Annotated in this window: 24 protein-coding genes; 10 read left to right on the forward strand and 14 right to left on the reverse strand. The window is 49.3% G+C overall.

Annotation, left to right across the window (positions count from 1 at the left end; translation table 11 throughout):
- Positions 1 to 5: 5 nt before the first annotated feature.
- Positions 6 to 398, forward strand: a complete 393-nt coding sequence (locus F7C38_04235; GenBank protein MCE4600754.1) for a DUF126 domain-containing protein — start codon at positions 6 to 8, stop codon at positions 396 to 398.
- Here F7C38_04235 and tmk read toward each other — a convergent pair.
- Positions 390 to 1,034: a dTMP kinase gene (gene tmk / locus F7C38_04240; protein MCE4600755.1), complete on the reverse strand. Its 645-nt coding sequence runs from the start codon at positions 1,032 to 1,034 to the stop codon at positions 390 to 392. The genes F7C38_04235 and tmk overlap by 9 nt on opposite strands.
- An 88-nt stretch (positions 1,035 to 1,122) precedes the next feature.
- Here tmk and F7C38_04245 point away from each other — a divergent pair, with 88 nt between their 5' ends.
- Positions 1,123 to 3,516: a DNA polymerase II gene (locus tag F7C38_04245; protein MCE4600756.1), complete on the forward strand. Its 2,394-nt coding sequence runs from the start codon at positions 1,123 to 1,125 to the stop codon at positions 3,514 to 3,516.
- On the opposite strand, the gene F7C38_04250 is transcribed toward F7C38_04245, so the two are convergent.
- The 4 genes from F7C38_04250 to F7C38_04265 form a co-directional block, all read right to left on the reverse strand.
- Positions 3,513 to 4,769, reverse strand: coding sequence for a DNA primase (locus F7C38_04250; GenBank protein MCE4600757.1), 1,257 nt, complete (start codon positions 4,767 to 4,769; stop codon positions 3,513 to 3,515). The two genes, F7C38_04245 and F7C38_04250, sit on opposite strands and share 4 nt — an antisense overlap.
- A 149-nt stretch (positions 4,770 to 4,918) precedes the next feature.
- Complete coding sequence (locus F7C38_04255; GenBank protein MCE4600758.1) at positions 4,919 to 6,007, reverse strand: tyrosine--tRNA ligase; 1,089 nt, start codon at positions 6,005 to 6,007, stop codon at positions 4,919 to 4,921.
- A gap of 1 nt (position 6,008) precedes the next feature.
- Entirely contained in the window at positions 6,009 to 7,385 is a 1,377-nt protein-coding gene (locus F7C38_04260) for a phosphoadenosine phosphosulfate reductase family protein (GenBank protein ID MCE4600759.1), read from the reverse strand.
- A gap of 6 nt (positions 7,386 to 7,391) precedes the next feature.
- Entirely contained in the window at positions 7,392 to 7,622 is a 231-nt protein-coding gene (locus F7C38_04265; protein MCE4600760.1) for a hypothetical protein, read from the reverse strand.
- Positions 7,623 to 7,702: 80 nt separating this feature from the next.
- On the opposite strand from F7C38_04265, the gene udp reads away from it, so the two are divergent.
- Both udp and F7C38_04275 read left to right on the forward strand, forming a co-directional pair.
- A complete protein-coding gene (udp, locus tag F7C38_04270) occupies positions 7,703 to 8,548 on the forward strand; it encodes a uridine phosphorylase (GenBank protein ID MCE4600761.1) in 846 nt (281 codons plus the stop codon).
- Positions 8,479 to 9,429, forward strand: coding sequence for a PfkB family carbohydrate kinase (locus F7C38_04275; GenBank protein ID MCE4600762.1), 951 nt, complete (start codon positions 8,479 to 8,481; stop codon positions 9,427 to 9,429). Before udp ends, F7C38_04275 begins: the two co-directional genes overlap by 70 nt.
- Before the next feature lie 23 nt (positions 9,430 to 9,452).
- On the opposite strand, the gene F7C38_04280 is transcribed toward F7C38_04275, so the two are convergent.
- Entirely contained in the window at positions 9,453 to 9,731 is a 279-nt protein-coding gene (locus F7C38_04280) for a hypothetical protein (protein MCE4600763.1), read from the reverse strand.
- A gap of 81 nt (positions 9,732 to 9,812) precedes the next feature.
- On the opposite strand from F7C38_04280, the gene F7C38_04285 reads away from it, so the two are divergent.
- Entirely contained in the window at positions 9,813 to 10,088 is a 276-nt protein-coding gene (locus F7C38_04285) for an HTH domain-containing protein (GenBank protein MCE4600764.1), read from the forward strand.
- A gap of 334 nt (positions 10,089 to 10,422) precedes the next feature.
- Here F7C38_04285 and F7C38_04290 read toward each other — a convergent pair whose 3' ends face one another.
- Positions 10,423 to 11,778, reverse strand: coding sequence for an acetyl ornithine aminotransferase family protein (locus tag F7C38_04290; GenBank protein MCE4600765.1), 1,356 nt, complete (start codon positions 11,776 to 11,778; stop codon positions 10,423 to 10,425).
- A gap of 75 nt (positions 11,779 to 11,853) precedes the next feature.
- Between F7C38_04290 and F7C38_04295 the strand changes: the two genes are divergently transcribed.
- Entirely contained in the window at positions 11,854 to 12,027 is a 174-nt protein-coding gene (locus F7C38_04295) for a hypothetical protein (protein ID MCE4600766.1), read from the forward strand.
- On the opposite strand, the gene F7C38_04300 is transcribed toward F7C38_04295, so the two are convergent.
- Positions 12,017 to 12,733, reverse strand: coding sequence for a molybdenum cofactor biosynthesis protein MoaE (locus tag F7C38_04300; protein MCE4600767.1), 717 nt, complete (start codon positions 12,731 to 12,733; stop codon positions 12,017 to 12,019). The two genes, F7C38_04295 and F7C38_04300, sit on opposite strands and share 11 nt — an antisense overlap.
- Positions 12,734 to 12,745: 12 nt before the next feature.
- Positions 12,746 to 12,988, reverse strand: a complete 243-nt coding sequence (locus tag F7C38_04305; GenBank protein MCE4600768.1) for a hypothetical protein — start codon at positions 12,986 to 12,988, stop codon at positions 12,746 to 12,748.
- 140 nt (positions 12,989 to 13,128) lie between these two features.
- Between F7C38_04305 and F7C38_04310 the strand changes: the two genes are divergently transcribed.
- The 3 genes from F7C38_04310 to F7C38_04320 are packed head-to-tail and all read left to right on the forward strand — an operon-like array spanning position 13,129 to position 17,129.
- Complete coding sequence (locus F7C38_04310) at positions 13,129 to 15,960, forward strand: DEAD/DEAH box helicase (protein ID MCE4600769.1); 2,832 nt, start codon at positions 13,129 to 13,131, stop codon at positions 15,958 to 15,960.
- A gap of 24 nt (positions 15,961 to 15,984) precedes the next feature.
- Positions 15,985 to 16,632, forward strand: a complete 648-nt coding sequence (locus F7C38_04315) for a hypothetical protein (GenBank protein MCE4600770.1) — start codon at positions 15,985 to 15,987, stop codon at positions 16,630 to 16,632.
- Positions 16,629 to 17,129 carry a small multi-drug export protein gene (locus tag F7C38_04320; protein MCE4600771.1) on the forward strand — a complete coding sequence of 167 codons (501 nt, stop codon included), beginning with the start codon at positions 16,629 to 16,631 and terminating at the stop codon, positions 17,127 to 17,129. Before F7C38_04315 ends, F7C38_04320 begins: the two co-directional genes overlap by 4 nt.
- A 5-nt stretch (positions 17,130 to 17,134) precedes the next feature.
- On the opposite strand, the gene F7C38_04325 is transcribed toward F7C38_04320, so the two are convergent.
- Positions 17,135 to 17,509, reverse strand: a complete 375-nt coding sequence (locus F7C38_04325) for a class II SORL domain-containing protein (protein MCE4600772.1) — start codon at positions 17,507 to 17,509, stop codon at positions 17,135 to 17,137.
- Positions 17,510 to 17,716: 207 nt separating this feature from the next.
- Between F7C38_04325 and rgy the strand changes: the two genes are divergently transcribed.
- Complete coding sequence (rgy, locus tag F7C38_04330; protein MCE4600773.1) at positions 17,717 to 21,337, forward strand: reverse gyrase; 3,621 nt, start codon at positions 17,717 to 17,719, stop codon at positions 21,335 to 21,337.
- A gap of 19 nt (positions 21,338 to 21,356) precedes the next feature.
- Here the strand turns inward: rgy and F7C38_04335 are convergent, their stop codons facing one another.
- The 4 genes from F7C38_04335 to trxB form a co-directional block, all read right to left on the reverse strand.
- Complete coding sequence (locus tag F7C38_04335; GenBank protein ID MCE4600774.1) at positions 21,357 to 21,635, reverse strand: hypothetical protein; 279 nt, start codon at positions 21,633 to 21,635, stop codon at positions 21,357 to 21,359.
- 60 nt (positions 21,636 to 21,695) lie between these two features.
- The gene (locus F7C38_04340; protein MCE4600775.1) at positions 21,696 to 22,457 is read right to left on the reverse strand and encodes an NAD-dependent deacylase; all 762 of its coding nucleotides are present in this window, start codon (positions 22,455 to 22,457) and stop codon (positions 21,696 to 21,698) included.
- A gap of 133 nt (positions 22,458 to 22,590) precedes the next feature.
- Complete coding sequence (gene twy1, locus F7C38_04345; protein ID MCE4600776.1) at positions 22,591 to 23,667, reverse strand: 4-demethylwyosine synthase TYW1; 1,077 nt, start codon at positions 23,665 to 23,667, stop codon at positions 22,591 to 22,593.
- Between the two features lie 48 nt (positions 23,668 to 23,715).
- Positions 23,716 to 24,738 carry a thioredoxin-disulfide reductase gene (trxB, locus tag F7C38_04350; GenBank protein MCE4600777.1) on the reverse strand — a complete coding sequence of 341 codons (1,023 nt, stop codon included), beginning with the start codon at positions 24,736 to 24,738 and terminating at the stop codon, positions 23,716 to 23,718.
- Positions 24,739 to 24,784 lie beyond the last annotated feature (46 nt).

The raw sequence follows: 24,784 nt of genomic DNA on the forward strand, positions 1-24,784 counted from the left end.
CAGAGTTGATACAGGTTCGCGCTAGGGTCCTAGTTCCTGGAGAAGGGAGGGGAGAGGCCGTTAAGGTCGAGGCTCTAAGTTTCTATGGGGAAGTAGATCCGCGCACGGGTAAGCTAGTTGATGGGAGATCGATCACGGGGAAGGTTTTAGTTGTAGGGAGGCCTAGGGGGTCAACGGTCGGGTCTTATACTATTTATGGGCTTAAATATTATGGTAGAAAGCCGGCTGCAATTATAGTAGAGTCAGGCGCCGATCCAATACTAGTCGCGGGCGCCGTCCTAGCGGACATACCCTTATTTGACAATGCCAGGAATATCCTCGAATCTGTAGATGAAGGTGACCTGATAGAATTTAACAGAGAAGGAGTCGTATCAATAGTAAAGCAGGGGTTATTGTAGATAACCGGCGAGACGCAAGTAGATCTCCTCGTTTACATCCTCGACGCTTAACTCCTTATCTCCCTCAACCTCGTATATCCTAAGGACTCTGACTCCCTCCTCCTCGGCTCTCTTCAGTACAATATCGTAGTTATGGTATATTTTTTCTAGGAGTTCGCGTTTCTCGTATCCCTCCCGGACAAATCCGTTCATGACCCGCGACTCGATCCTCTTCAATGCTAGGTCGACGGGGACGTCTAGGAACACAATGATATCGGAGTGGGGGACCCTCGAATTAACCTCCCAAACCCACTCTATACTGGTAAACGCTCCCTGGTAGGCAATACTGGAATACTTGTATCTATCACTCACAACCACGTAACCTGCACTCTTTAGATTAGAGATGGGCTTCTCAGAGAGATAGTAGTTCCAGTACCTGTCGGCGGCGAAGAGAAGGGCTAGGAGCTCGTGATGAAGGGAATCATCCCTTCTAAGGTATGTCCTTATGAGTTCCCCTATAGGCCCGCTCGTAGGCTCCTTGAGGTATTCGGCCTTAAAACCGTTCCTGCGTAGCCGCTCTACTAGGAGCATGGAATGGGTTGTCAAGCCACTACCATCTATTCCCTCAAAGGCTATATGCAGACCCGAGGCTGGCATTGCTGGATCCCTCGTTCCGATTCCTGGACGACTGCTAGGTATTTGGCTCTCGGAACACCCTATTAAACAGGGGGAGGGTGCCGTAGAGTTGTGGATCGAGTTCCAAGTCCTAGATGCTAGTTATGAAGTGCTAGGCGGCGAGGCAGTTATAGCACTGTGGGCTAGGCTTAACGACAATAGGAGGGCCATACTCTATTATCGAGGCTTTAAACCATACTTTTACGCTCTTGTCGAAGATGATGCAGACATCGAGGATATAGCTAGGAAGATTAAATCACTATCGAAACCTTCAAGCCCGATAACCGAGGTCCGATTAGTAGAGAAACGGTATCTGGGTAAGCGGGTCAACGCGTTAAGAATAGAGACCACGATACCGTCAACCGTCAGGGAGTATAGAGAGAAAGTAGCCCGGATCCCTGGCGTCAGGGAGGTTCTAGAGGCTGATATAAGATTCACTATGAGGTATTTGATCGACAAGAACATATATCCGCTCAGATGGTATGGGGCGAGCGTCGAAGAGAAACAGGCGTCCTCTGGTACTAGAGTGGATGGGGTTTACATGATAAGAGGGGAGCTCGAAGAGCTCGAAGGATACGCTGGTAAGGATCCTTTGGAGGACCTTCGACTGCTTGCCTTTGACATTGAGGCATACAATCCCCAGAGAACCCCTGATCCAAGGAAGGACCCTGTAATAATCATTGGATACATGACCGATGAAATGAGCGAGCCAGAGCTGCTCGTTGCCGAGGACAACAATGACAGATTAATAATTAAAAAATTCGTAGAGAAGATACTTGAATATGACCCCGACATAATAGTTGGATACAATCAGAATAGGTTCGACTGGCCATACCTCGTTGAGAGATCAAAGGTACTAGGTCTCAAGCTAGACGTGGGCAGGAAAGCCAACTCGCCTCCACAGCCCAGCGTTTATGGACATTATAGCATAGCTGGCAGGCTCAATGTCGATCTCTATGATTTCGCCGATGAGATGTATGAGGTCAAAATGAAGACGCTAGAAGAAGTAGCCGACTATCTAGGCGTCATGCCCAAAGATAAGAGGGTAATGCTTGAATGGTGGCAAATAAGCGAGTACTGGGACGACCCAGAGAAACGTCCAACCCTACTCCAATACGCTAAGGACGACGTGTACTCCACCTACGGCCTAGTACCGAAATTCCTGCCATTCGGGGCACAGCTAAGCCAGGTTAGCGGGCTCCCGCTGGATCAGGTCATGGCGGCTAGCGTCGGGTTCCGTCTTGAGTGGAGGCTGATGCGTGAAGCCTTCAAGTTCAACGAGCTTGTGCCGAATAGGGTCGAGAGACTGGAGGAATCCTACACGGGAGCTATAGTCCTGAAGCCTAAGCCTGGCATCCACGAGAACATAGCGGTACTAGACTTCGCCAGCATGTATCCCAGCATAATGGTCAAATACAATGTAGGCCCGGACACCCTAGTAAAACCGGGGGAGCCCTACAAGGAATCCGAGGTAAACATAGCGCCAGAAGTAGGTCACAAGTTTAGAAAGAACCCCCCAGGCTTCTTCAAACTAGTGGTCCAGAAATTCCTTGACATAAGGAGGAGGATAAAGAGCGAGTTAAAGAAATATCCCGAAGGATCACCCATGTACAACCTACTCAATGAGAGGCAGAAGGCGGTAAAACTCCTGGCCAACGCGTCCTACGGCTACATGGGCTGGCCTCATGCACGCTGGTATTGTAAGGCATGCGCCGAGTCGATAACCGCGTGGGGGCGATCTATCATTAAAAGAGCCATTAGCAAGGCCAAGGAGCTGGGGCTTGACGTTATATATGGTGATACCGACAGCCTGTTCGTGACTTACGATAAGGTTAAGGTGGAGAGTCTAATTAGATGGATAGAGGAGAAGCTCGGATTCGAGGTAAAAATAGATAAAATATACAAAAGAGTATATTTTACAGAGGCTAAGAAGCGCTATGTTGGATTAACCGATAAGGGTAAGATAGACGTAGTTGGATTTGAGGCTATGAGAGGGGATTGGAGCGAGCTAGCCAAGGAGGCCCAGATGAAGGTCGCTGAGATAGTCCTGTCAACCGGGGACGTCGAGAAAGCGGTATCATATGTTAGAGGCGTTATAGAGGAACTACGTAAAGGAAAAATAGATATGAGAAAACTGATAATATGGAAGACGCTTTCAAAGAGGCTTGAAGAGTATACGGCAGAGCAGCCTCACGTTGTCGTGGCTAGACAGCTGAAGAAGCTGGGTATAAAAGTCCATCCGGGTATGAAGATCGGTTACGTTGTAGTTAAGGGTACAGGGCCCTTGTCAAAGAGGGTAAAGCCGTACTTTCTGGCTAAGCCCGCCGAGCTTGATATAGACTATTACATCGACAAGCAGCTGATCCCGGCTGTGATGAGAATATTAAAGTATTTTGGCGTGACAGAAAAAAGATTAAAAGGTGGAGGCAGGCAGACTAGCCTACTAGAGTTCATGGGAGGCTAGGTTAAATCGCTGAAAGTAAAGAACAGTATCTCGCTGGGCTTGCCGACTAGCTTTGTTCCAGTCCTAGCACCGATAAGCACCTTCACTCCTTTCTCTGCTGCAGCGTCAATAATCCTCTGTGTGATTATACCGTCGAACACGATGCCGTAAATAGAGCCTGGCTCTATCCTCTGTAGTTCAGGGTATAGGTCCCTGACGCTTATCCGTTTTACAGGGTTCCAGTTCTCATCGTATAATATTGCTTCTAGGCTCCCCTTTAACTTGGGTATCTCGTCTATGACCGTCTTTGGAATGGCAGCTAGTTCAAGGGGCTTCTCCTTTTTCTCCTCCTCTATCGCTTTCTCTTCGACCGTCGGAGTAATAGTGGGTTTCTCCTCTTTCGCCTCCGACACGCTTTGTTCTACGGCCTTGGGTGCCGTCTGGGGCTTCTCCTTTATGAGGCCTAGCTTCTTCTTGTAGGTCTCGGCTGGGACCATCTGCTCTAGTGCCTGGGCTATCTCTCTACCCGTTAATTCCTCGACCTCCATATCTTTTGGTGCTCTAGCTACATAGTCTATGTCAGCCTGGTCGAGGAGAGTCTTTAGTATGAGTTCTCCTCCACGGTCACCGTCTACAAGGGCTATGGCTTGCTTCTTCTTAGTCAAGTCGATGATGGTCTTAGGTATTTTCTCTCTGGCTCCCTCCAATGCGATAACGTTAGTGTAGCCATAGCGCAGTAGGTTTAGTACATCAGCCCTGCCCTCAACGATTATCACGGTATCAGACTTGTCTACGTCAGGCCCGGCTGGTAGCTTCTCGGGCCCGTATTCGACGAGTCTAGGCTTCTCCTCTTCGGAGGCCTGTACTTGCCGCATTATCTCTCTTATATCCGGCTCTGCTTCCTTCATTTTCTTCAGTATCTCTTTGCTCCTCTTCAGTATATGCTTTATCTTCTCCGCTCTTAGATCTTTGATTTCATCGATCGTGATTCGAGCTGTGTACGGCCCGATTCTATCAACCGTCTCCAGCATCGCTGCTAGTATTGCCGTCTCCACTCTGTCTAGGTTGCTCGGTATTGTTATGGTTCCTGTCGTCTTTGTACCCTGGTACCGTATATCAACGTGGACTCTCCCTATCTTATCCTTCTTCTGTAGCTCCTCCAGGTTAAACTCGCTGCCTAGAAGGCCCTCTGTCTGGCCAAATATGGCCCCGATAACGTCGTGTTTATCGACTCGCCCGTCGACTTCGAGCCGCGCCTTGATTAGGTACTTCATTGTACATCACCTCGCGGGTGTATTTGTTCGGGTGGAACTTGAGAGCCGCTCTGAGCGTCTCAGTCTTTATGTCCTCTTAGTAGGGTTGTTATGACGCTTCTTTTATGTTATTGTCTAGTTACAACTAGAATAGAATTATAAATATTTATTTATAGATTATAATATTCCTCTATCTTCCTTATTACCTCGACTAGTTCTCTATCGGATAAGAGGCTAGACCTTATGGGTTCCAGGAATTTGATGAGCGCCTCAGCTGTTGCGTGCTTGAGATCAGCGGGATGAAGTCTGCCCTCTATATAATCACGCTCAAGCTCCTCATAAGACTCATATATTACGGTTCCCCCGTATTTCGCCGGTCTTTCGACGACTAGTTTGAATCCTTCTTGTTGGAATAACAGGTATTTATTTATCTCTATGATAGGATTATAATTCACCTCTCTAGGGGGACAATAGGCCTTACTTATTACCCTGCGTATGTCATCCGGCGATGCATGAACGAATATAGTCTGCCCCGGTTTGCTCTTACTCATCTTGATCATAGCAAGTATCTCGTCTCTCTCTAATTTGCTTGTATCCATTCTACCGGCTCCACGAAGCCCGGTTAGTATTGGCGTGTGTATTGCAATAGGCTTCTTCAATCCGATCTTCTCGGCCGTGTCGCGAGCCAGCATATGGGCTTTCCGTTGATCCATTCCACCCAAGGCTATATCGAGGTCTAGATAAAAAATATCCGCAGTCTGCATCATGGGATAGATGAGCTTAGACGCATCGATCTCTGCCTCCTCGGCTCTCCTACCCATTATAGTCATAGCCCTCTTAATCCTGTGCAGCGTATTGTTCTTGGCCACTCTAACTACCAGGGCCCAATAATCCTTATCGGAGGCCAGATCCTCCGCATCCACATATTTGATATCTCCCTCATTAACCCCAATAGCCCTAAACACGGCCCTAACGATTTTAGTGGACTCTCTGATGAGGTTGAGGTCACCTCCAAGCTTATCATTTATGTGGGCATGCCATGTCGCCTCCAACACGGTGAAATCGACGCCAGCTCTGACAAGGTCTCGTACCTTAAGCATCCAGATTAGCCAACCTATATGAACTAGTCCGCTGGGCTCATAGCCTATGTATCCCTTAAGTTTCACGCCCGACTCAAGTTTTTCCCGGAGTTCTTTTATAGTGATAACCTCGGAGGTGTTCCGTGTTATCAGCTTTAGACGCTCTTCTATACTACTCACTTTACGAGTCCCTAGATTTCTCTTCGAGGAATCGTTTAATAAAGGTTTCATGGTGGGGTTTCCTATTCATGATCCTATCGAGGATGCCATGCTCGTTCATTATTGAGAGCTCCCATGATCTAAGGGAGAAACACACGTAACACCCCGTCCTGTAAAAACCATAGTCATAGAGTGGGTTGACTCCAATATTTCTAGACCAGAGAAAAACCATTACATGGGCGGCAGACCAGAGCCTCAGAGGAGCTATGGTTGGATAGGGTAATCCTTTGTCGACGCGCAGCAAGGGCCTTCTGCTCCTGCGGTCGGACTCGGAGTCCCTATCTCCTACTATGAGGGCGATCCTCTTTCCACTGGAGATCCTTTCTATGGCCTTCTTTAACGCAGCTAGTTTTCTAGCAGTACACCACCTATTATTGGGCGTTGGAAGTGGATACCCGCTTAGTAGACCTTTATCTACGCCAGCTTCAACAATGATGAGATCGATATTCAATTTACTAGTTAGGTTAATCACATAGTCTCTGTTTTCGTCAAAGTCGATGCCGGTGTCTACGTAGATCGCAGTTATCTCGTCTCGATTGAACTCCTCTAGGGCTAGTAGTAGTGCTGCAGCGGAGTCTTTTCCTCCGCTTAGAGGAACTATTTTCTTGTCGTAATGGGCAATATTTTGTAAATAGGATTTACTCTCTTTTACTAGTATGTCTATTATTGGTTTATTAGTGTTTATTAATTCGCTCACGTCTAAATGCTTTTTAACAAGTATATTTCTTTTTATAGATTTGCCGTGGGGTCGAAGACCATGATTGTTCATGTAGATTTCACCGATAAGCTCGTTTCCACTATAGATGTAATGTAATCCCTTGGCTAGTTTAACAGCATATAGAATAGGAGCGTCGCCGTTATCGGGCTCAGGGAGGCCTAGGACTTTGAGCGCGTGCATAGAACCCTTACCATACAGGAAGAAGGCATCGCCGTATGGCTCCATTGGTACCTCTATAGGCTCGCCTTCCCTCCATCCTGATAGCACATAGGTTCCGTTCCAAAGAGTGCGCATCCTGATAATTGCCCTGGCCCTGCTGAAGAGGGCGTTTATCATCTCTATGGTGCTATTCCTGACCTTCTTGGTGCGGGCCAGTATCGAGGCGGTGAAGGGGATGCGGAGGGTTAACTGGCTTATTTTCTCATGGATTTCGCGATCCTCCCACCCTAGTAGTATTATAGAGAAGGGCTCGATCTCGTCCAGAATTGAATCGTATAGCTTGCCTCCTCTGACCCCGCCTAGGCTCTTCACGGTCCAATGAGTAGTTTCGGGGAACTTCTCTAGGCTCGCTTTTACTGCGTCGGCGTCGCGCTTGCTTCTAACTAGTACTTTTACAGTCATGGTGCGTCACGATAGATCCTGTGCCTCTTCGCTGGATTTCGGCCATCCCAGAGCTAATATTATTCCTGTAGCGCTCAACAGCGAACCAATGATAAATAATAAAATAATAAATAAAATTTTTAAGATATTTATGAACGATTGGTAATCCAGCCTTATCGTAAGGTAAACTAGGGGAACCGCCAATACAAAACCAACAACGCTCAAAAGGATCCCGATAGTTCTGTCGTAGCGCCCCACACCGCATCCCCTCATAGTAACTTCGCTCTCTTATATTAGTAGGGGCCCGGCCAGGTACATTATAAGGAGGGGTTAAGACGATGCCTGAAGAGCTGAAGAGCGCCGCTATACCAGTCGCATCCAGGGGGCGCCAGTACCATATTGAAGTAGGTCCAGGTGATATCGCCCCCTATGTGCTTCTCCCGGGTGATCCTGAGAGGGCTGATTTAATATCTGCAAGCTGGGATGAGAGAAGGCTTGTAGCTTATCATCGGGAGTTCAAAACGTATACAGGCGTATACAAAGGAGCGCCAATCACTACTACCAGCACTGGTATAGGGTCCCCTAGCACGGCCATTGCAGTGGAAGAGTTGTTGCGTGTGGGGGCTCATACTCTGATAAGAGTCGGGACAATGGGCGGTATACTGAGTGATCTAGAGCCGGGTACTCTAGTTATAGGCACTGGTGCGGTCAGGCTGGAGGGTACTAGTAAGCAATACGTGGATATCTCATATCCGGCACTGGCACATTACGAGGTTGTTCAAGCTCTCATTGAGGCGGCAGAGTTGCTGGGTGTAAGGTATAGTGTTGGTGTTGTAGCTACTACTGATAGCTTCTACTTAGGCCAGGGCAGGCCTGGTTACAAGGGGTATTTTACAGTGGAAGCTTCTAGTTTAATTCCAAGCCTCTCGGAGATAGGCGTAATGGGCTTTGAAATGGAGTCCAGCGCGTTATTCACGTTATCCTCCATATATGGGGTTAGAGCGGGATGCATTTGTGCTGTAGTAGCAAATAGAATAACCGACAAATTCGTACCTAATGCCGGGGTTGAAGAGGCTGTTGCTGTTGCTAATGAAGCTGTAAGGGTGCTTTGGAATTGGGATCGAGTGAAGGAAAGCGCTGGGAAGAGATACTTTTATCCGGGCCTGCTCAGACTCACGTCGTAATAGGTAATATAAATATAGATATAAGCGTTGAAGTGGATTCGTATCCCGACGAGGATACTACTACCTTTGCTAGGCGGGCCTGGATAGGCCCAGGTGGCGCAGCGACGAACTATGCTGTAGCTGTTGCAAGATTCGGTCATTCTCCAATCTTAGTTGCCAGGGCTGGAGAGGACCTAGTTAGACTAGGGATCCTAGACGATCTGAAGAAAATGGGCGTAGATACTTCTTTTGTCCAAGTCGCCAAAGGCGAACCCCCGGGTATAGTAGTTGTTATCGTAGCTCCAAGGAAGTCTACTAGGACTATGATTACTGTTCGTGGGGCTAATGAGGGTGTAACCGGGTCTATGATCCCGTCTGAAGGGGAGGTCGTTCACTTCGCTAGTGTAAGGGGCCATGTAGTTAGGGAGTCTAGATCCTTGATAGGCGATAGGCTTGCTACATATGACCCTGGAGGGGAGGTGTACAGGGATCCTGGCGGTGTTATGGAGGCACTGTATAGTGGTATTGTGAGTGTTCTCTATATCAACGATAAAGAATTAAATAACTTAATTATAAAAAATAATATAAATATTATGGATTTAGTGTATGGGACGGACGACTTGATTATAGTTATTAAAAAGGGTCGCATAGGCGCTAAGGTAATCACTAGAGGTTTCGAAATAGAGCTATATCCACCTATAACACCTAACCCTGTGGATGTGACAGGAGCTGGAGACGCATTTAACGCAATGTTCAATATATGTCTCATAAATAAGTGTAGTATAAAGGATTCATTAAAGATGGCGATGGCCGCGGGCGCCGCAAAGATACTCAGGAGAGGGGGTTCAAACATGCCGACTTTAGATGAAGTGTTAGAGATAGCTAGGAACTCTGCATGGTAGCTAGATAATTTCTATAATTATATTTATTTGCTTAGTGTATCCCTTAGTTCACGGAGTTTCCTCTCGGGTAGGCTTATCCCCTCTTTCTTTGCTGCGTCAGCTATTTTCTCAAGGAATTCAAGTGGATTCATCGACTCTCGTATTTTACCTAGGTCTACCGTAATGACTTTGGTTGTAGCGGGATCGTATAGCCTAACTACGTCTTTTATAACGTCTTTTTCACCCTTTATCCTGTATACGTCCAGCTGTCTCAGACCTAGCTCTTCGACTATGTACTTGTATTTGGAGAGTACCTTAACCATATCCGTCTCACACCCAATTAGATTCGGAGAGGAGTCTCCACCAGTTTAATAAAGTAATCCTCTACTGTTACGGTGTAGGGATTGAGTGCTGCGATAAAGGTAACAATAGACTTGGAATTACTCGCCATGGATCTATATAAAAATAATAAGAAATACATAACTATTCAGGAGATAGCGAGAAGATTGGGCGTCTCGGAGAGAACCGCCGGTAAGGTGTTATCCAGGCTTGAACGTCTAGGATTCGTAAAACGATATAGTAGCAGGGCCTATGAATTGTTATTCCCGCAGGGAAACGATAGATACACTTTTATGGATGCGAGAGCAATTATAATCCATAAAAATATCATAAAAAAGTAAAATATTATATTTAATTTAATGTATGCGTATAGACTAAGCAGAGAACTAGCCAGAGAAACGAGTATAGCTCCCCATCCCAAAGCTCTAATTCGCTTATTTACACACCTATTATAACTATAAGGGCCCGCCATCGAGTACTCACCCCGGGAGATGAAGATGGAAGAGAAGATATTAGAAGTACTTTGTAGTTGCGGCGAATGTACAATAGCGGAACTTAAAGCGCGTCTATCCAGTGTAGAATTACAAGTAATTAGAAGGATTATATCAGATTTATTGAGACGGGGAATAATCGAGAAAAGACCTGATTATAGTAAGAATAAACTCGTCTATGTGCCTAAGAAGGCCTATTGCTCCGATAAACGTCTCTAATCACGTCTCCTATTATTTCGAGAGCCTTCCACAACAGATCCTCGGGTATCGTCAATGGAGGAGCGATCCTCAACGTTGAAACCCCAGCTCCAACCACAAGGACGCCTCTCTTGAAAGCGCTAGTCATTACCCTAACCATCTCATCTTTAGCCGGCTCCTTCGTCTTCCTATCTTTAACGAGCTCCACGCCAATCATGAACCCTTTACCTCTCACATCGCCGATCAGCTCGACTTCACTGGCGAGATCCATGAAGAACTTCTTAATCTCTTCTCCTAGCCTCGAAACCCTGTCAAGCAAGTGTTCTTTCTCGATAAAGTCAATAACAGCCATCATAGCAGCCAGCGCAACAGGGTTACCTCCGAAGGTGTTCGCGTGGCCTCCTCTAGGTATATCCATAACGTCTGATCTTCCAATGACAGCTCCCAGGGGGAGGCCATTTGCTATCCCCTTAGCTAAAGCCATGAGATCCGGAGTCACGTTCCAATGAGTGATCGCGAACCACTTACCAGTCCTACCCATACCCGCCTGAACCTCGTCGCTCGCGAGCAATATACCGTGTTTCTCGGTAAGCCTCCTCAGCCTGGGTAGGAAGTTGTCCGGCGGCACAATATAGCCGCCTTCCCCCTGAATAGGCTCAACTAAGACTAAAGAGACCTCGCTAGGGTCAACCATTTTCCCGAAAATCCACTCCTCGATGTACTCGATCACCGACTCGCCGCACTCCTCTGCCGTCTCTGCCCTAAAGGGGCATCTGTACGGATAGGGGTAGGGTACATGTATTATGCCTGGGACCAGGGGCGAGAAGCCCTTTCTCTGGACCGGCTTGCTTGCTGTGACGCTCATAGCGCCGTACGTTCTTCCGTGGAAGGCTCCTAGGAAGGCTATTACGTAGGGCCTAGCGTTTCTGAAGTGCCCCCTAGCGATCTTTAGGACTCCCTCTATGCTCTCAGCTCCGCTGTTCGTGTAGAAGACCTTGCCATTGCTAATCGGGGCTATAGATAGTAACCTCTCGGCTCCAGCAACGGCTTCCTCGTAGTAGAAATCTGTGAGGGAATAATGTATTAGTTTATCCAACTGTTTTTTAATAGCATCGACCACGACAGGGTTACGGTGGCCTACATTAGTCACGACAAGCCCGCTGTTCATGTCAATGTAAAGATTGCCATCTACGTCCTCCACGACAGCCCCTTGCGCCTCTTTAACCACTATAGGATACCATCGGCTGAAAGACTGCATAATAAGGTCCTTGTCCTTCTCTATAACGCTCCTAGCCCGGGGCCCCGGAGGCTCCACTATGATCCTAGGCACGCTTGTCTCCACATTTCGACACCCTCATATCCAGTCTGCCAGCTGATTAATAACTCCTGGGAATAGGAGACAACAGCGGGACAAGCTATGGACCAGGAGTTTAGGATAATAGAGGTTTACACTATAGGCGGACAGAAGAGATACCGCGTCAAAGTCGGGGACACTAACATAGTGGTCAATGTAGCCGCCGCCAGCGAGGAAGAGGCTATAAATAACGCCAGGAGGATATTAGAGAACCTAAAGTTAAACCTCAAGACTTAACACTGTACGGCTTTCCCCCCAGTATGTAGCTATAGCTACCATCGTCGTAAACCTCCTTCTTCCATATAGGCAACTTTCTCTTCATAGACTCTACTAACTCCTCCATAGCCGGAAACGCCTCTTTCCTGCTCCTAGAAGCCACAACGACTATCATCGTCAAATCGCCAGGCTCTAATTCGCCTACATAGTGATAGGCTGCAAGATAGGAGAGCTTATACTTCTCTAGTACTTCCCTAGCTATTTCCCTGAGCTTAAGCGCAGTCAACTTGCCAGCATCTTCGTATACAAGCTTCTTAACACTTTTGCCGAAATTATCAGAGCGGACCGATCCGACGAATACAGCTATAGCTCCGGTGGAGTCGGAGGATGTTATAGCGTTCTCCACCAGTCTGTTCAAGTCTATCGTCTCTCCTTTGGCTAGAATACCGGTCTCGATTACGGCAACGTTTCCACCCTCGGGAGGAGGCATTACGTGGACAAGAGTGCTTTTCACGTTATCGCTCCAGGATAGTCTCCGGCCTCTATCGTCTAGTACGATTATGTTATCTTTTCCAAGGATCCTGATAGCTTCGAGAAAGCCGGCGTAATTATCGGAGAGATAGCGGAACAGCTCCTGAAGATTTGCGCCATCCCGAACGTTGATGGATACCTCTCGCTTGCCTACGAGTTCGGAGATAATACTGTAGAGTCTAACCTTGATCCTCAACTGGCTCCCCAGCTATATGACTTTCCTAGAACTTTTTCTCTTTCTCTCTATAGCCTTCTGAAACTGCTCAAGAGTCTCTCCCAGGCTCTTTTCGATGCATGTGCTCTCGGAGTTCTCTAACAACGCTCGAAGAAACCTGGCAGCACACCTGCTGCTATGAAAGTATAATACGGTGTTTCCTTTGGAGATTACTATGCCCTGGCCTTCTGGGAATTTACGCCCACAAACTACGCACTCATAAAGCCTTTTTGCCAAGAGTTACGCCACCCTCTAAGCAATGGATCGAAACGCTAAATTAATAAGCGATAATCTGCGCTCTACTTTAAGGTCACAGCGTGTGACAATGGCTGCTAACTCCGCATCGAGAGGATACGACATAGGGCGTGATAGGAGGGATGAGCAGGGAAAGCACTATCATAGAGATGCTCCATCCAAAGGTCAGGGAGCTCGTCGATGAAAAGGGATGGTCTAGTCTAACTCCGGTCCAAGAGTTGGCACTGCCAGCGATATTCAATGGGCATAATGTGTTGATCATGGCTCCGACAGGAGAGGGTAAGACCGAGGCCGCACTCCTACCTATTCTATCCATGATGTTGAACTCTAGGGCACAGCCGGTCTCTCTACTCTATATAACACCCATGAAGGCGTTAATCAATGACATATACCTCCGCGTTAAATGGTGGACTGACAGGCTGGGTTTCAAAGTCGCTAGAAAGCACGGCGATACCAGTTCCAGCGAAAGAAGCCGTAGACTACGGGAGAAACCTCATATACTCATTACAACCCCTGAGAGCCTAGAGATAGATTTAGACTGGGCCCCCAAGTTCCGGCAAAACTATAGGAACCTACAGTGGATAATCGTCGACGAGGTACACGAGCTACTAGCCAGTAAGAGAGGGGCCCAGTTCGCACTCCAGCTAGAGAGGCTCAGAAAGCTTACTGGCAGGGATATACAAGTGATAGGCTTATCGGCTACAGTGGGTGATCCAGAGTGGACGATAACCCTCCTCTCTGGAGCTAGCCAGCGGCCTAAAAGCATAGTAGACCCCGAGATGATTAAGCACCCAGAGATCTCTATCGTTTACACTAACGAGGACTCAGGCGATCCGTGGATTGCTGTGGCTAGAAAGGTCGTAGAAGAAGTCGAGAAACCTTCACTCATATTCGTTAACAGCAGGTATGTTGCCGAGAGGATAAAGGGGGCTCTCGAAGAGCTCAACGTTAGGGATGTATTCGTTCATCATTCTAGTGTATCAGCGGAGCTCAGAGAGGAGGCCGAGGACAAGCTCCGGAGTGGAGAGTTGTCGGCAATAGTATGTACTAAGACCTTGGAGGTCGGGATCGACGTAGGTAGGATAAGAAAAGTTATCCAGGTAAAGTCGCCTGGAAGAGTTGCTAGCCTGCTACAGAGGATTGGTAGAAGCGGGCATGTCCGTGGCGGCACTCCCAGGGGTGTAATCATAGCGACGGAGCCATTAGATCTCCTAGAGTCTATGGCTATCGCGTCACTAGCGGTCGAGAAGAAGGTAGAGAATACTTCTATCCGCAGGATACCTCTAGACGTATTGGCTAGACAGGTACAAGGTCTACTTTTATCTAAAAAGAAGATGAAAATCGACGATATATATGCACTCATAGCCAGTAGCCCAGCGGTAAACGTCTCCCGCGAGGAATTCCACGATCTAATAGACTATATGGTATCATTGGGCACTTTGAGGAGGGAAGGCGACTACGTCAGACTGGGCTCCGGGTTCTACAAGATATGGAGGTTTAGAGGTGACAAAGGTGCCAAGGCCTGGTGGAGTAGGGATTTCAGCGAGTTCTTCTCTATGATAAATGAGCGAGACACTTTTATCGTAAAATATAATGATAGGATAATAGGTTATATTGACTCTGTATTCGTATACAGGCATCTTAGAACAGGCGACGTGATACGTCTAGCCGGCGGTTCCTGGCTCATCAAAAAGATAGACGACAACTCTGGTAAAGTAGAAGTAGAGCCCAGCGATTCACCGGCTGAAGTACCCCTATGGAGAGGGGAAGGTCCGCGGAGGAGCAAGACGGTCGCCGAGAGGATATCGGCTATCCTTGAAAACGGGGTCCCTCCCGGAGTCGAAGTTGAAGATTACGGTTTAGAGATACTGCGTAGATGGTCGAAAGAGTACAGGAGACGAGGCCTGCCTACACCGTCAACGGACTCTGTTATATACGAGACCTACAACGACGAACATATAGTGACTGTACTGCTGGGGAGCGGCGCCAACGAGGTATTAGGTCTAATAGCTTTCCATGAGGCCATGAAGGTTCTAGGGTTAAACGTCTATTATAGGGCCTCGTTCTCCGGTTTTAGCGTGAAATCCCCTGGTTTAAACCCTCTTGAAACGTTTATGGAGATAAATCCCGACGAGATATATGACATCGTCTGGACTGTGCTCGATAAGAGTCCCTATCTATACCAGGTAATACGCGATATACAGCTATCTTTCGGCAAGATAGGCTCTATAGACGTCGAGGAAGACTACTTTATAGTTGAGGAGGCCAAGAGGCAGGTTATAGAAGAATACCTGGATATAGAGACGGCGAGAGAGTTCATCACCATGCTACAGGAGGGCAAGATAAAGGTACATACGCCGATGGGAGGAGGACTAACCCCCATCGCCAGAGAGATACTAAAGGCGCCGCCGGTAAAACCCTGGATGCCAGACCTGGCCAGGAGAATAGCACGCATGCTAGAGGGCTCCGCACTGACAGTATTCGAGCTGGCTGATATACTTGAACTAGCAGAGAAAACTGTGGAGGCTAAGATAAAAGACATGAGACGCCCGGATTACGACGATATAAGAGTAGTTGGATTTATCGATATCGATGATGATGACTGGAGGTGGACCCTCCTAAGATCGCTTGAAGAGGTGGTCTCGATGGAGGAGTTCGAGAACAGCTTCAAACCGGTAAGAATGAGGGAACCCCTGAGAGTTTATATAAAGCCTACACAGGCCCATAGGCCCAAGGAACTCATAGTTACTCCGGAGACGGTTGTCAAGAACTATGAACGGATCAAGCAGATGTTCCCCCAGGAACTGTATAATGTTAGGATAACCTCTGCTTATAGTGAGAATAGGAAGGATGACGTTGTTATATCTCACTACTATGTAACGGCTGACGCCTTGAAATACCTGCTCCTTAACGCGGCTAAGTACATAGAAGAGAAATATTATTTCTTCTATTAAATTTAATTTTAGATGGTGTAGAATATGGTGAGGGCCAACAAGGAGCTGAGGCCTATCTACGACGAGTTAGAGCCGGTGTATGCTGCCCTAGCAAGAGCATCGCTAAATGCTCGTAGCGACCTTGAGTGGGGCTACGTAAGGGATCGTCTAGACGACTTCGCATCCAAAATGGAGGAATTCGTTGGAACCTACAAGAGACTAGGATGGAAGACTATGGAGAAGACCGTGGTAGAGGGCCTCGCTGTACTTGACAGCGCTGGCGAACGGTGGAAACTAGTCGATGCCGTTTTGAAGCTGGAGGAGCGATTCGACAAAATAATCAAGATTACCAGTATCGCGTATAATTACATATTTAGAGCAAGGATCGTGTCTTATTCAGTAGCGTTCTTGACGTCGATTCTAATGGTTTTGAGTTCGCCTAACCTCCTGGGTCTATCGTTGTCAATGGTAGTGTTATCAATGGCAATGGCGGCCCTCTTGTTGTCAGCTTCGAGTTATTCTTCGTATCCGGCGGCAGCGGCGATCATACTATTTATAATAAATATTATATCTAACAAGTATCTTATTTCGATTAAGGCATCAGCCATACTATCAATCATACTACTCGCAATAACGATATCACTGCCCAGCGCCCTCAAGAGAACATTTAACATAGAGGGTCTACGGTCATGATAACACGTAACGACGTAATACAGGCCCTCTCGACGCTAGACCCACGCTTGTCAACGCTCATACTGTCGTTTATCCCCATTATAGAACCGAGATTCGCCATATGGGCTGGAGTAACCATATACGGGATGCCTCCTCTAGAGGCACTAGCCGTAACAATAACCGGGTTGTTTATCTTGTCACTAGTTATAACACTCCTAATCGAGGGAATACTAGACTCTGCACGTGAAGGAATGTTGTCTAGGATACCGCTACTACAGCGCTTTGTCGTGTGGCTTGAGAATAGGAGCCTGGAGAAAGCTAGTCCCCTAATCAAGCGTTACGGCTGGATAGGACTCGTCGCTTTCGTCGCGGTGCCGTTGCCCTTCACTGGAGTCTATACAGGATCCATCGCTAGTGTACTGCTCGGTATCAAGGGAAAAAGAATGTTTACTGGCTTGTTTGTAGGGGGGCTAATTAGCGTGTTGATTAATTTTATGGTTATATTAGGTTATTATTGATGGCGTTACTCGACTTTTATCTCTTTTCTAGCTTCCCAGAGTCCATGCAGGTTGCAGTATGTTATAACGTACAGTGTACCGCTCTTGTTTAGCGTGAGCTTCAGCGAAGCCTCTGCGACGGTGTACTCGGGTTCCCACTCTATCTTTGCTACTCGTACAGGGTTGAAGGGCCTCCCCTCCTCATAGAACCATACTTCTGCATACCTGATCGAGTGGTGGGTCTTCATCTCATGGGGACCGACGGTTATCTTGACTTCGAAAGCCTCTCCTTTCTTAACCACCTCTGGCGCCTCTATCTTGGCTGTGTGTGTCTCGGCCTTGGAGATGACTTGCTCGGGCGCCTCCTCCGGGGTGTATATGATGTCTCCGAACTTCGCCATAATACATCACCAGTTACTAGGATACATGTAGGAGTAAATAGACTTAAGGTAAATACTAGGGTTCCTGCATGGCATCCGGTACTGGTCCGTGTTATTAACCTGGTGATACCGGGTAATAGCTCCATTATCCCGGCCTCCCGCGTAATAGGCAACAGGAGTACGGCATCTAGCTAGACGAGGTCCACGAGTAAGACCGGTGATACCACTATGAAGAGGCTCGACCCCATCTTCAAGACCTCATGCCCTAACTGTGGCGGGCCTATAAGTGCCGAGAGACTGGAAAAGGGCCTTCCATGCGAGGCTTGCCTGCCTAATGCGACTGCTGGCACGGTGACTGAGATAGCCCAGAGCCTCGCTAAGAGAGGCGTGTTGAAGGGTTATCTATGGCTGTACGACCTAGCGGAGAGATTCGACGATTTTAAAGTCTTTTTCGAGGCTAGGGTGGGGTCGAGCCTCTGGAGCGCTCAAGCTAGCTGGGCTAAGAGGCTACTCTCCCTTGAGAGCCTGGCTATAATAGCACCCACGGGAGTGGGGAAGTCCACGCTGTTACAGGCCTATGCATCCTATAGAGTCCGCCGTGACCGGTGGCGCGTGCTTTATCTGGTTCCTACCGAGAACTTGGCCAAACAGGTTGTTGAGAGGCTCAAGGGGTTAGTGGGAGGGGAGCTAGCCTACTATTATGGTTCTATGCCGAAGGCGTTGAAGGAGCAGCAGCTTGAAAGGATCAAGAAGGGCAGTTATAAGGTACTCGTTGTGACCACAAGTTTCTTGCAGAGGAGATTCGATCTATTATCCGGAAGCAGCGGTTTCAACCTAGTCATAGTCGACGATGTGGACAGTCTACTCAGGAATAGCAGAAACGTCGACAGGGTCCTCCTACTACTGGGGTTCTCAAGGGAATCGATAGAGGCTGCAGAGGAGCTAGTCAAGGCCAAACTCAAACTGTACGCCGCCCTAGCCTCAGGGAAAGAGGAGAAAATCGAGGAATTAAGGTCGAGAGTAGCTGAGGTAGAATCCAGGTTACGAGCCTCGATAGACGGTAGCCAGGGTCAACTAGTTATCGCATCTGCAACGGGCAGGCCACGGGGCATAAGACACTTACTCTTCAAGGAGCTACTCGGCTTCGAGGTCGGCGGTGGAACTGACTACATGAGGAACGTCCTCGACACCTATAAGATCACGGAAAATCCTATTGGCGATGTTATAGAGATAGTTAAAACCATGGGAGACGGGGGGATAGTATTCATCTCACAGTTATATGGTAAAACACATGCGAAGCTAGTCTATAAGAAGCTGGATGAGGCGGGTATACCAGCTTCACTGGCGCTAGCTGGCTCCCGGAGGAGTATAGAGAAGCTGGCTAGCGGTAAGGTAAAGATCCTAGTCGGCGTGGCCAGCAGGTACGGTGTCATAGTGAGGGGACTCGATCTTCCGGAAAAAGTCAGGTATGCTGTATTCCTGGGCGTACCAGCCAGGATTCAACTTTATGAAGATGCTGTTTCAAACCCTAGGCGCCTCTTGACACTGCTATACTACTTGAATGATCAGGGTATAGAGTGGGCTAAGTCCTATATCGATAAAATAAGGAAGCTAATGGATAAAATAACAGATTACAGTATAGTATCCATGGCGTTCAAGGGTAGGATCAAGCCAGAGGGCCTTCTAAGGGAGCTAATCTCGACGATGAAGGAAGCCGCCGATCGGGCGGAGGAAGAATTCAAAACACGCATTGGAGTAGGGGAAACGCTGAGGATCGGAGGAATCGTCCTTGAAAATAGCGGGGACAAGCTATCGGTCATCATACCCGATGCCCCAACATACCTACAAGCCAGTGGCAGGACGAGCAGGCTCTACAAGGGCACAATGACTTATGGAGTAAGCATAATCCTGGAGCGGAGAAAGGATCTCGTAGAGGCACTCTGGGAGAGACTCTCCTGGTACACTAGCGACAAGCCTGTAGACTTCTCAAGGGTCTCCGTGGAAGACGAGCTGGCTAGGATCGAGGAGAGCAGGAAGGGTAAAGGGAAGAAGGTCACAGTTAAATCAGTCCTCCTCATAGTGGAGTCACCCACTAAAGCCCGGACAATAGCCTGGTTCTGGGGCAGACCAAGCAAGAGGAGAAGTGGTAGAACGACTATTTACGAGACAAGCGTTAGCGACCCGGAGACCGGCATAGTGTATCTGCTCACGATAACAGCCACGAGAGGGCATCTATACGATCTATCAATCGATGAAGACGACGGGGTATATGGCGTCATTATGGATAACGGTAGGATAAGACCCGTCTATGCCCCGATAAGGAGATGCCTCGACTGCGGATACCAATACGCTGGCACCGGCCCCTGCCCCCGCTGCGGCTCGGTAAACGTCAACGACTCAAGGAGGACTATACAACTATTGAGAAAGCTAGCTACGGAAGTCGACGAGGTAATCATAGCAACCGACCCAGACCGGGAAGGCGAGAAGATAGCATGGGACGTCTACCTCGCCCTAAAACCCTATAACGACAACATAAAGAGGGGGAGATTCCACGAGGTTACGAGGGAGGCAGTTCTAGAAGCCCTAAGGAACGCAAACGGCATAGAAGAGCCGCTAGTTAACGCTCAGATCGTCAGGAGAATAGAGGACAGATGGATAGGGTTCTACCTCAGCAGCCACCTATGGAGCGTATTCGGTAAGAGATGGTACGGAGCCGGCCGGGTACAGACTCCAGTTCTCGGATGGATAATCGACAGGTACGAGGAGTACAAGAGAGGGAGGGGCTACCGGGTAGTAGCGGTATTAGAAGACGGCAGAGTCTACTTCTTCACAAAGGATAAAGCAGAAGCCGAGCAAGCGGCACAATCCAAGAGTATAATTGTGGCCGAAGCCACATACTGGGAGGAAACACATAACCCCCCACCCCCCTTCACCACGGACTCCCTACTCTACGAGGCGTCTAGAAGGTACTCCTATAACGCCCGGTTCACCATGAAGCTAGCCCAAGACTTATTTGAAAGCGGCTTGATTACGTACCATAGAACAGACTCCACCAGGGTATCTAAAACCGGGATGGCTATAGCGGCCTCCTATCTAGAAAAGACTGGCCTAAAGCACCTCTACAGGCCCAGGTCTTGGGGCGACTCTGGAGCACACGAAGCAATCAGGCCCACAAGACCCATATCTCCAGAGGAACTCGAACGAATGGTCTACGATGGTACTATAAAGGTCCCGCTAAAACTGACTAGAGCCCACATAAAGCTCTACGACCTGATATTCAGGAGGTTCATCGCCAGCCAGATGACCCCGTCAACAGTGAAAATGGCGTCGATAACGCTCAGGCTAGGCACACTAAACGAAGTGGTCGAGGGCCCGGTCGACTACCGGGGCGAGGGATTCCATCTAGTCTACAAGCCCAGGGCCAGGAAGTGGGCTGACGGGTTATCAAAGGGCCAGGAGATCCCGGTACTGGAGACGCGTGTCGTGAGGGCCAGCGCGGTGTCACTACTAAAGTCCGGAGACGTTATACAGTTGATGAAGAAGCGCGGCATAGGCAGGCCTAGCACCTATGCCAAGGCGATAGAGGCCAATATAAGGCACGGCTATGTAATCGAGAGTAAGAGGCTCAACTACCTGATACCGACAAAGCACGGTATCAGCGTCTACGGGTACCTAGCCGAGAACTTCGCCGAGCTAGTCTCCGAAGAGACCAGCAGGAGAATGGAAGAGAGGCTAACCAGCATAGAACGCGGCGAGACCGATCCAATCGAGGTCATAGAGGATGTGAAGTCGCTCATAACAGGGTTGGTAGACGCGGCAAATCTATCGCGGACCGCCATCTCGACTTGACACGGCCGGTGAATAGCCCCTAGGATTCGGGCCTATAGGCTAACTCAACGTACAAGTAGCTCTCCCTCCCACCCCCTACCCGCCTACTATCTATCTCCCATCCAACAATCTCGACAGAACCCCCCAGCCTCCTACGTACCTCTGCGACGACGTCGGCTAGCACGCAGACGTCCCTTCCATAACCGATAAGCCCGATCCTCTCAAACCCCCTATTGAACTCGACAATCACACGTAACGCGTATTCCAACACGCTCCCTCTACGCTTCACCACGATCCTGGGTACGCTATGGCTTCTCACGCCCCTGGCACCACATCCATTGCCTCTCCAGGCGGAACCACTTATGGAGTGGCGCCAGCCTCATATAGATATCTTTAGCCTCTCGGCTAGAGCCTTAAAGAACCCGCTTGAAGACCCCATATAATTCACGTGCGCAATACCAGAGTACCTGTTCGGCTCAAGGTTAATGTTAACGAGCTTGGCACCGTTCTCGACTGCAAGGAGTGGCAGGCTGCCAGCGGGCTCGACAACCCCACTAGTGCCGACAACCAGGACTAGATCGGCCTTAAGGAATTCACTGTAGGCTCTACGAAGAGCATCGGGAGGTAGAGCCTCGCCGAACCAGACAACATCGGGCCTGGCAAGTGAGGAACACCTGGGGCATCTCAGGGGCAACTCGCTATCCTCCAGGACCCTGTCTATCATCCACTTGTAGCCGCAACCCGTGCAACGCGCCCGCAGTATAGAACCGTGTAGCTCGATTACATTCCTGGAACCAGCCCTTTGGTGCAGGCCGTCAACATTCTGTGTTACAACAGACCTTACCAAGCCCCTATTCTCCAGCGCGGCTATAACTCTATGGGCTGGCGTCGGCCTCGCCTGTAGGACCAGTTTCAGCCTCCAAGCATACCATCTCCAAACCCTTAGGGGGTCCCTCTTGAAGGCCTCTGGCGATGCGAGTTCCTCCGGCCTATACTTGTTCCAGAGACCATCTCTTCCCCGGAAAGTCGGTATCCCTGCCTCCGAGGATATACCCGAGCCCGTGAATACGATGGCATAAGTAGATCTACTGAGCAGTTCCGCCGTTGCTTCAACAGCTTCCTCCAGGCCTTCTCCACCCACCTAGATTCACCCCACAGGATTAAGCTAGGCGCCTCAGATTCCGGCGCATTCTCCACCTTGGAGTCGGTGACGAGGTTGATCGTCATCGGCGCCATGGAAAGGAGGGTCCCCACCACATACTTATTATTGGAGCCTAGTAGGTTAGCTCGGGGTCCTCCACGTCGTATTCTCCCCCGCCTGGTGGTTCGGGTGCCTCGGGCCCCTCCGGGCACCCCTTTCCATGCCTGATCGGTTTCTCTATAGAGCTTAACAGCACTACTCTACTCGCCTTGACCTCGCCAAGCACCTTATAACCTGTGAGCTCAGAGAGCCTCCAGGCGAACCTTCTAACTTCGTCGTGGCTGGGCATGTTTGCCTTGCTGAGCCTCTCCCTACTAGCCCCAACCCACATGTAGGCTTTTACCTCCACGTAGGTTGGCAGCCCGATTTCAACGAGCCTAGCAAACCCCCTTAGAGCCTCTGCAGTGTCGTTGAAGCCCTTGACGAGCGTTATCCTATATACTGTCGGGCTGGAGAAGCTCGGGAGTATCCGGAGCGTCTCCAAGGTTAGGTCCCATCCCCTCGGTACTAGGGGCCTATTGAAGTAGTTGTAGCTCTTTCTATCCCAGGCTTCAAGGCTAATGTAAAGTTGACTGGGCTCCTCGTCGAGGCCCGCTAGGACGTCCGGGCGCACCCCCCTGGTCACGACGAACGTAGTCATACCACGCCTGTGAATCTCTTTTATCAAGTCTCCCAGTAGCTCATAGAGTGTTGGCTCCCCGGTTAGGCTCATCGTGACGTGCACCGGGTTCATGGCCTCCTCTATCCTCTTGGGGTCGGCCTTAGGGTGCCCCTTGTATCCACTAACGATCCTCCTATGCTCGCGTATTATACCGTCAACTATCTCTCTCGGGTCGTCGCTGAAGGGCATCCTCGTTTCATCTACGTCGATGCCTAGGTCCTGAGGCCTGATTCTCCAGCAGTGTAGACATGCATTCCAGCACCAGAAGGCGGATGGACTCATCTGGATGTCCCTATGGCTCTCTATGCCATAGAACTTACACTTGTAGCAGAACCTATTCTCCACTATGGCGGTATGCGTCCAATAGCACTTTTTGACCACAGTATGCCTCCCGACGAAATGATACTTTTGCCTGGCCATTACCTCGGCTAGAGGCTTGTAGGGGTCCGGTACCCTCTCCACGGCATCTCTCAACCGTAGACTAGCCATTGTAGCTCCCCGGTTAACCCCCATAGTCTTATCTAGTGCATGATCATGCTAGCGTTGAAATATTGTACCCTCGATGCTCAGCTCGACCGGCCGATACCATCCCTTCTCGACGATGTAATTATAGGCGCTGTAGGCTGCAACAGCGCCCATCGCCGCGGCGGTAATGACCTGCCTGAACCCGCGCCATTGGCTAGTGCAGTCTCCCGCGGCGAATACCCCGTCAAGATTAGTCCTCATCCACTCGTCTACCTTGATGTAACCCGCGTCGTCAGTGTTGAGCCCGAGGCTCTCGAACCACTCCTTGGGGGGCTCGAAGCCTATTTCGATGAAGACCCCGTCTACTTTTATCTCCCTCTCCTCGCCAGTGACTCTATTCTTTACGACGACCGACTTGACCTTCCCATCCCCCTTTATCTCGGTAACGATGCTATTCAACAAGAACTCTATGTTGTCCTTAGACTTGGCGACCTGGACGAAAAATGGTTTAGCACGGAACTGATCCCGCCTGTGCACCAGGTATACCTTCCTCACGTAGCCGCTCAGAAGTATAGCCCCCTCAAAAGCCGCGTCTCCGCCTCCGACGACAACGACTGAGTCCTTCCCAGCATAGAAGGGAGCGTCGCACACGCTACAGTAGCTAACGCCTCTACCGCTAAACTCCCTCTCCCCGGGGACGCCCAGCTTTCGCCTAGTCGAGCCAACAGCCATTATCACGGCCTTGGCTACCACGTCGAGACCCCTTTTACCGAGAACCCTTAGACGCCCATCGGGCAAGCGTTCGAACCTCACAACCTCCTCGGGATAGTATATATCGGCCTTGAACATCTCTGCATGCTTCTTGAACTTGTTAACCAGGTCGCTGGCCCTGATTTTACCGAGCCCGGGATAGTCGTCGATGTAATCTGTCAAGTTGAGCTGTCCACCGAGCTCTTTAGCCACGACGAGCGTCCTCAAGAGGAACCTTTGCGTATAGATCGCGGAGCTGAGGCCAGCTGGACCACCGCCTACTATCACTACATCGTACTCCTCGCCCTTAGGTATCCTCTTCAGTCTCCTCAGCCTAAGCGACATCTCATCCACCTCCTATAGGGTGTCTTCGGGGCAGAGGTAAAAGGTT

The organism is Candidatus Thermodiscus eudorianus, assembly GCA_015521085.1.
GTDB classification, from domain to species: domain Archaea; phylum Thermoproteota; class Thermoprotei_A; order Sulfolobales; family Acidilobaceae; genus Thermodiscus; species Thermodiscus eudorianus.

Bases quoted from the DNA above. Each gene is read 5' to 3' on its own strand.
- rgy (MCE4600773.1), top strand. From the start codon at position 17,717: ATGAAGAGGCTCGACCCCATCTTCAAGACCTCATGCCCTAACTGTGGC.
- F7C38_04325 (MCE4600772.1), bottom strand. From the start codon at position 17,509: ATGGCGAAGTTCGGAGACATCATATACACCCCGGAGGAGGCGCCCGAG.
- udp (MCE4600761.1), top strand. From the start codon at position 7,703: ATGCCTGAAGAGCTGAAGAGCGCCGCTATACCAGTCGCATCCAGGGGG.
- F7C38_04310 (MCE4600769.1), top strand. From the start codon at position 13,129: ATGAGCAGGGAAAGCACTATCATAGAGATGCTCCATCCAAAGGTCAGG.
- tmk (MCE4600755.1), bottom strand. From the start codon at position 1,034: ATGCCAGCCTCGGGTCTGCATATAGCCTTTGAGGGAATAGATGGTAGT.
- F7C38_04260 (MCE4600759.1), bottom strand. From the start codon at position 7,385: ATGACTGTAAAAGTACTAGTTAGAAGCAAGCGCGACGCCGACGCAGTA.
- F7C38_04315 (MCE4600770.1), top strand. From the start codon at position 15,985: ATGGTGAGGGCCAACAAGGAGCTGAGGCCTATCTACGACGAGTTAGAG.
- F7C38_04320 (MCE4600771.1), top strand. From the start codon at position 16,629: ATGATAACACGTAACGACGTAATACAGGCCCTCTCGACGCTAGACCCA.
- trxB (MCE4600777.1), bottom strand. From the start codon at position 24,738: ATGTCGCTTAGGCTGAGGAGACTGAAGAGGATACCTAAGGGCGAGGAG.
- F7C38_04250 (MCE4600757.1), bottom strand. From the start codon at position 4,769: ATGAAGTACCTAATCAAGGCGCGGCTCGAAGTCGACGGGCGAGTCGAT.
- F7C38_04295 (MCE4600766.1), top strand. From the start codon at position 11,854: ATGGACCAGGAGTTTAGGATAATAGAGGTTTACACTATAGGCGGACAG.
- F7C38_04280 (MCE4600763.1), bottom strand. From the start codon at position 9,731: ATGGTTAAGGTACTCTCCAAATACAAGTACATAGTCGAAGAGCTAGGT.
- twy1 (MCE4600776.1), bottom strand. From the start codon at position 23,667: ATGGCTAGTCTACGGTTGAGAGATGCCGTGGAGAGGGTACCGGACCCC.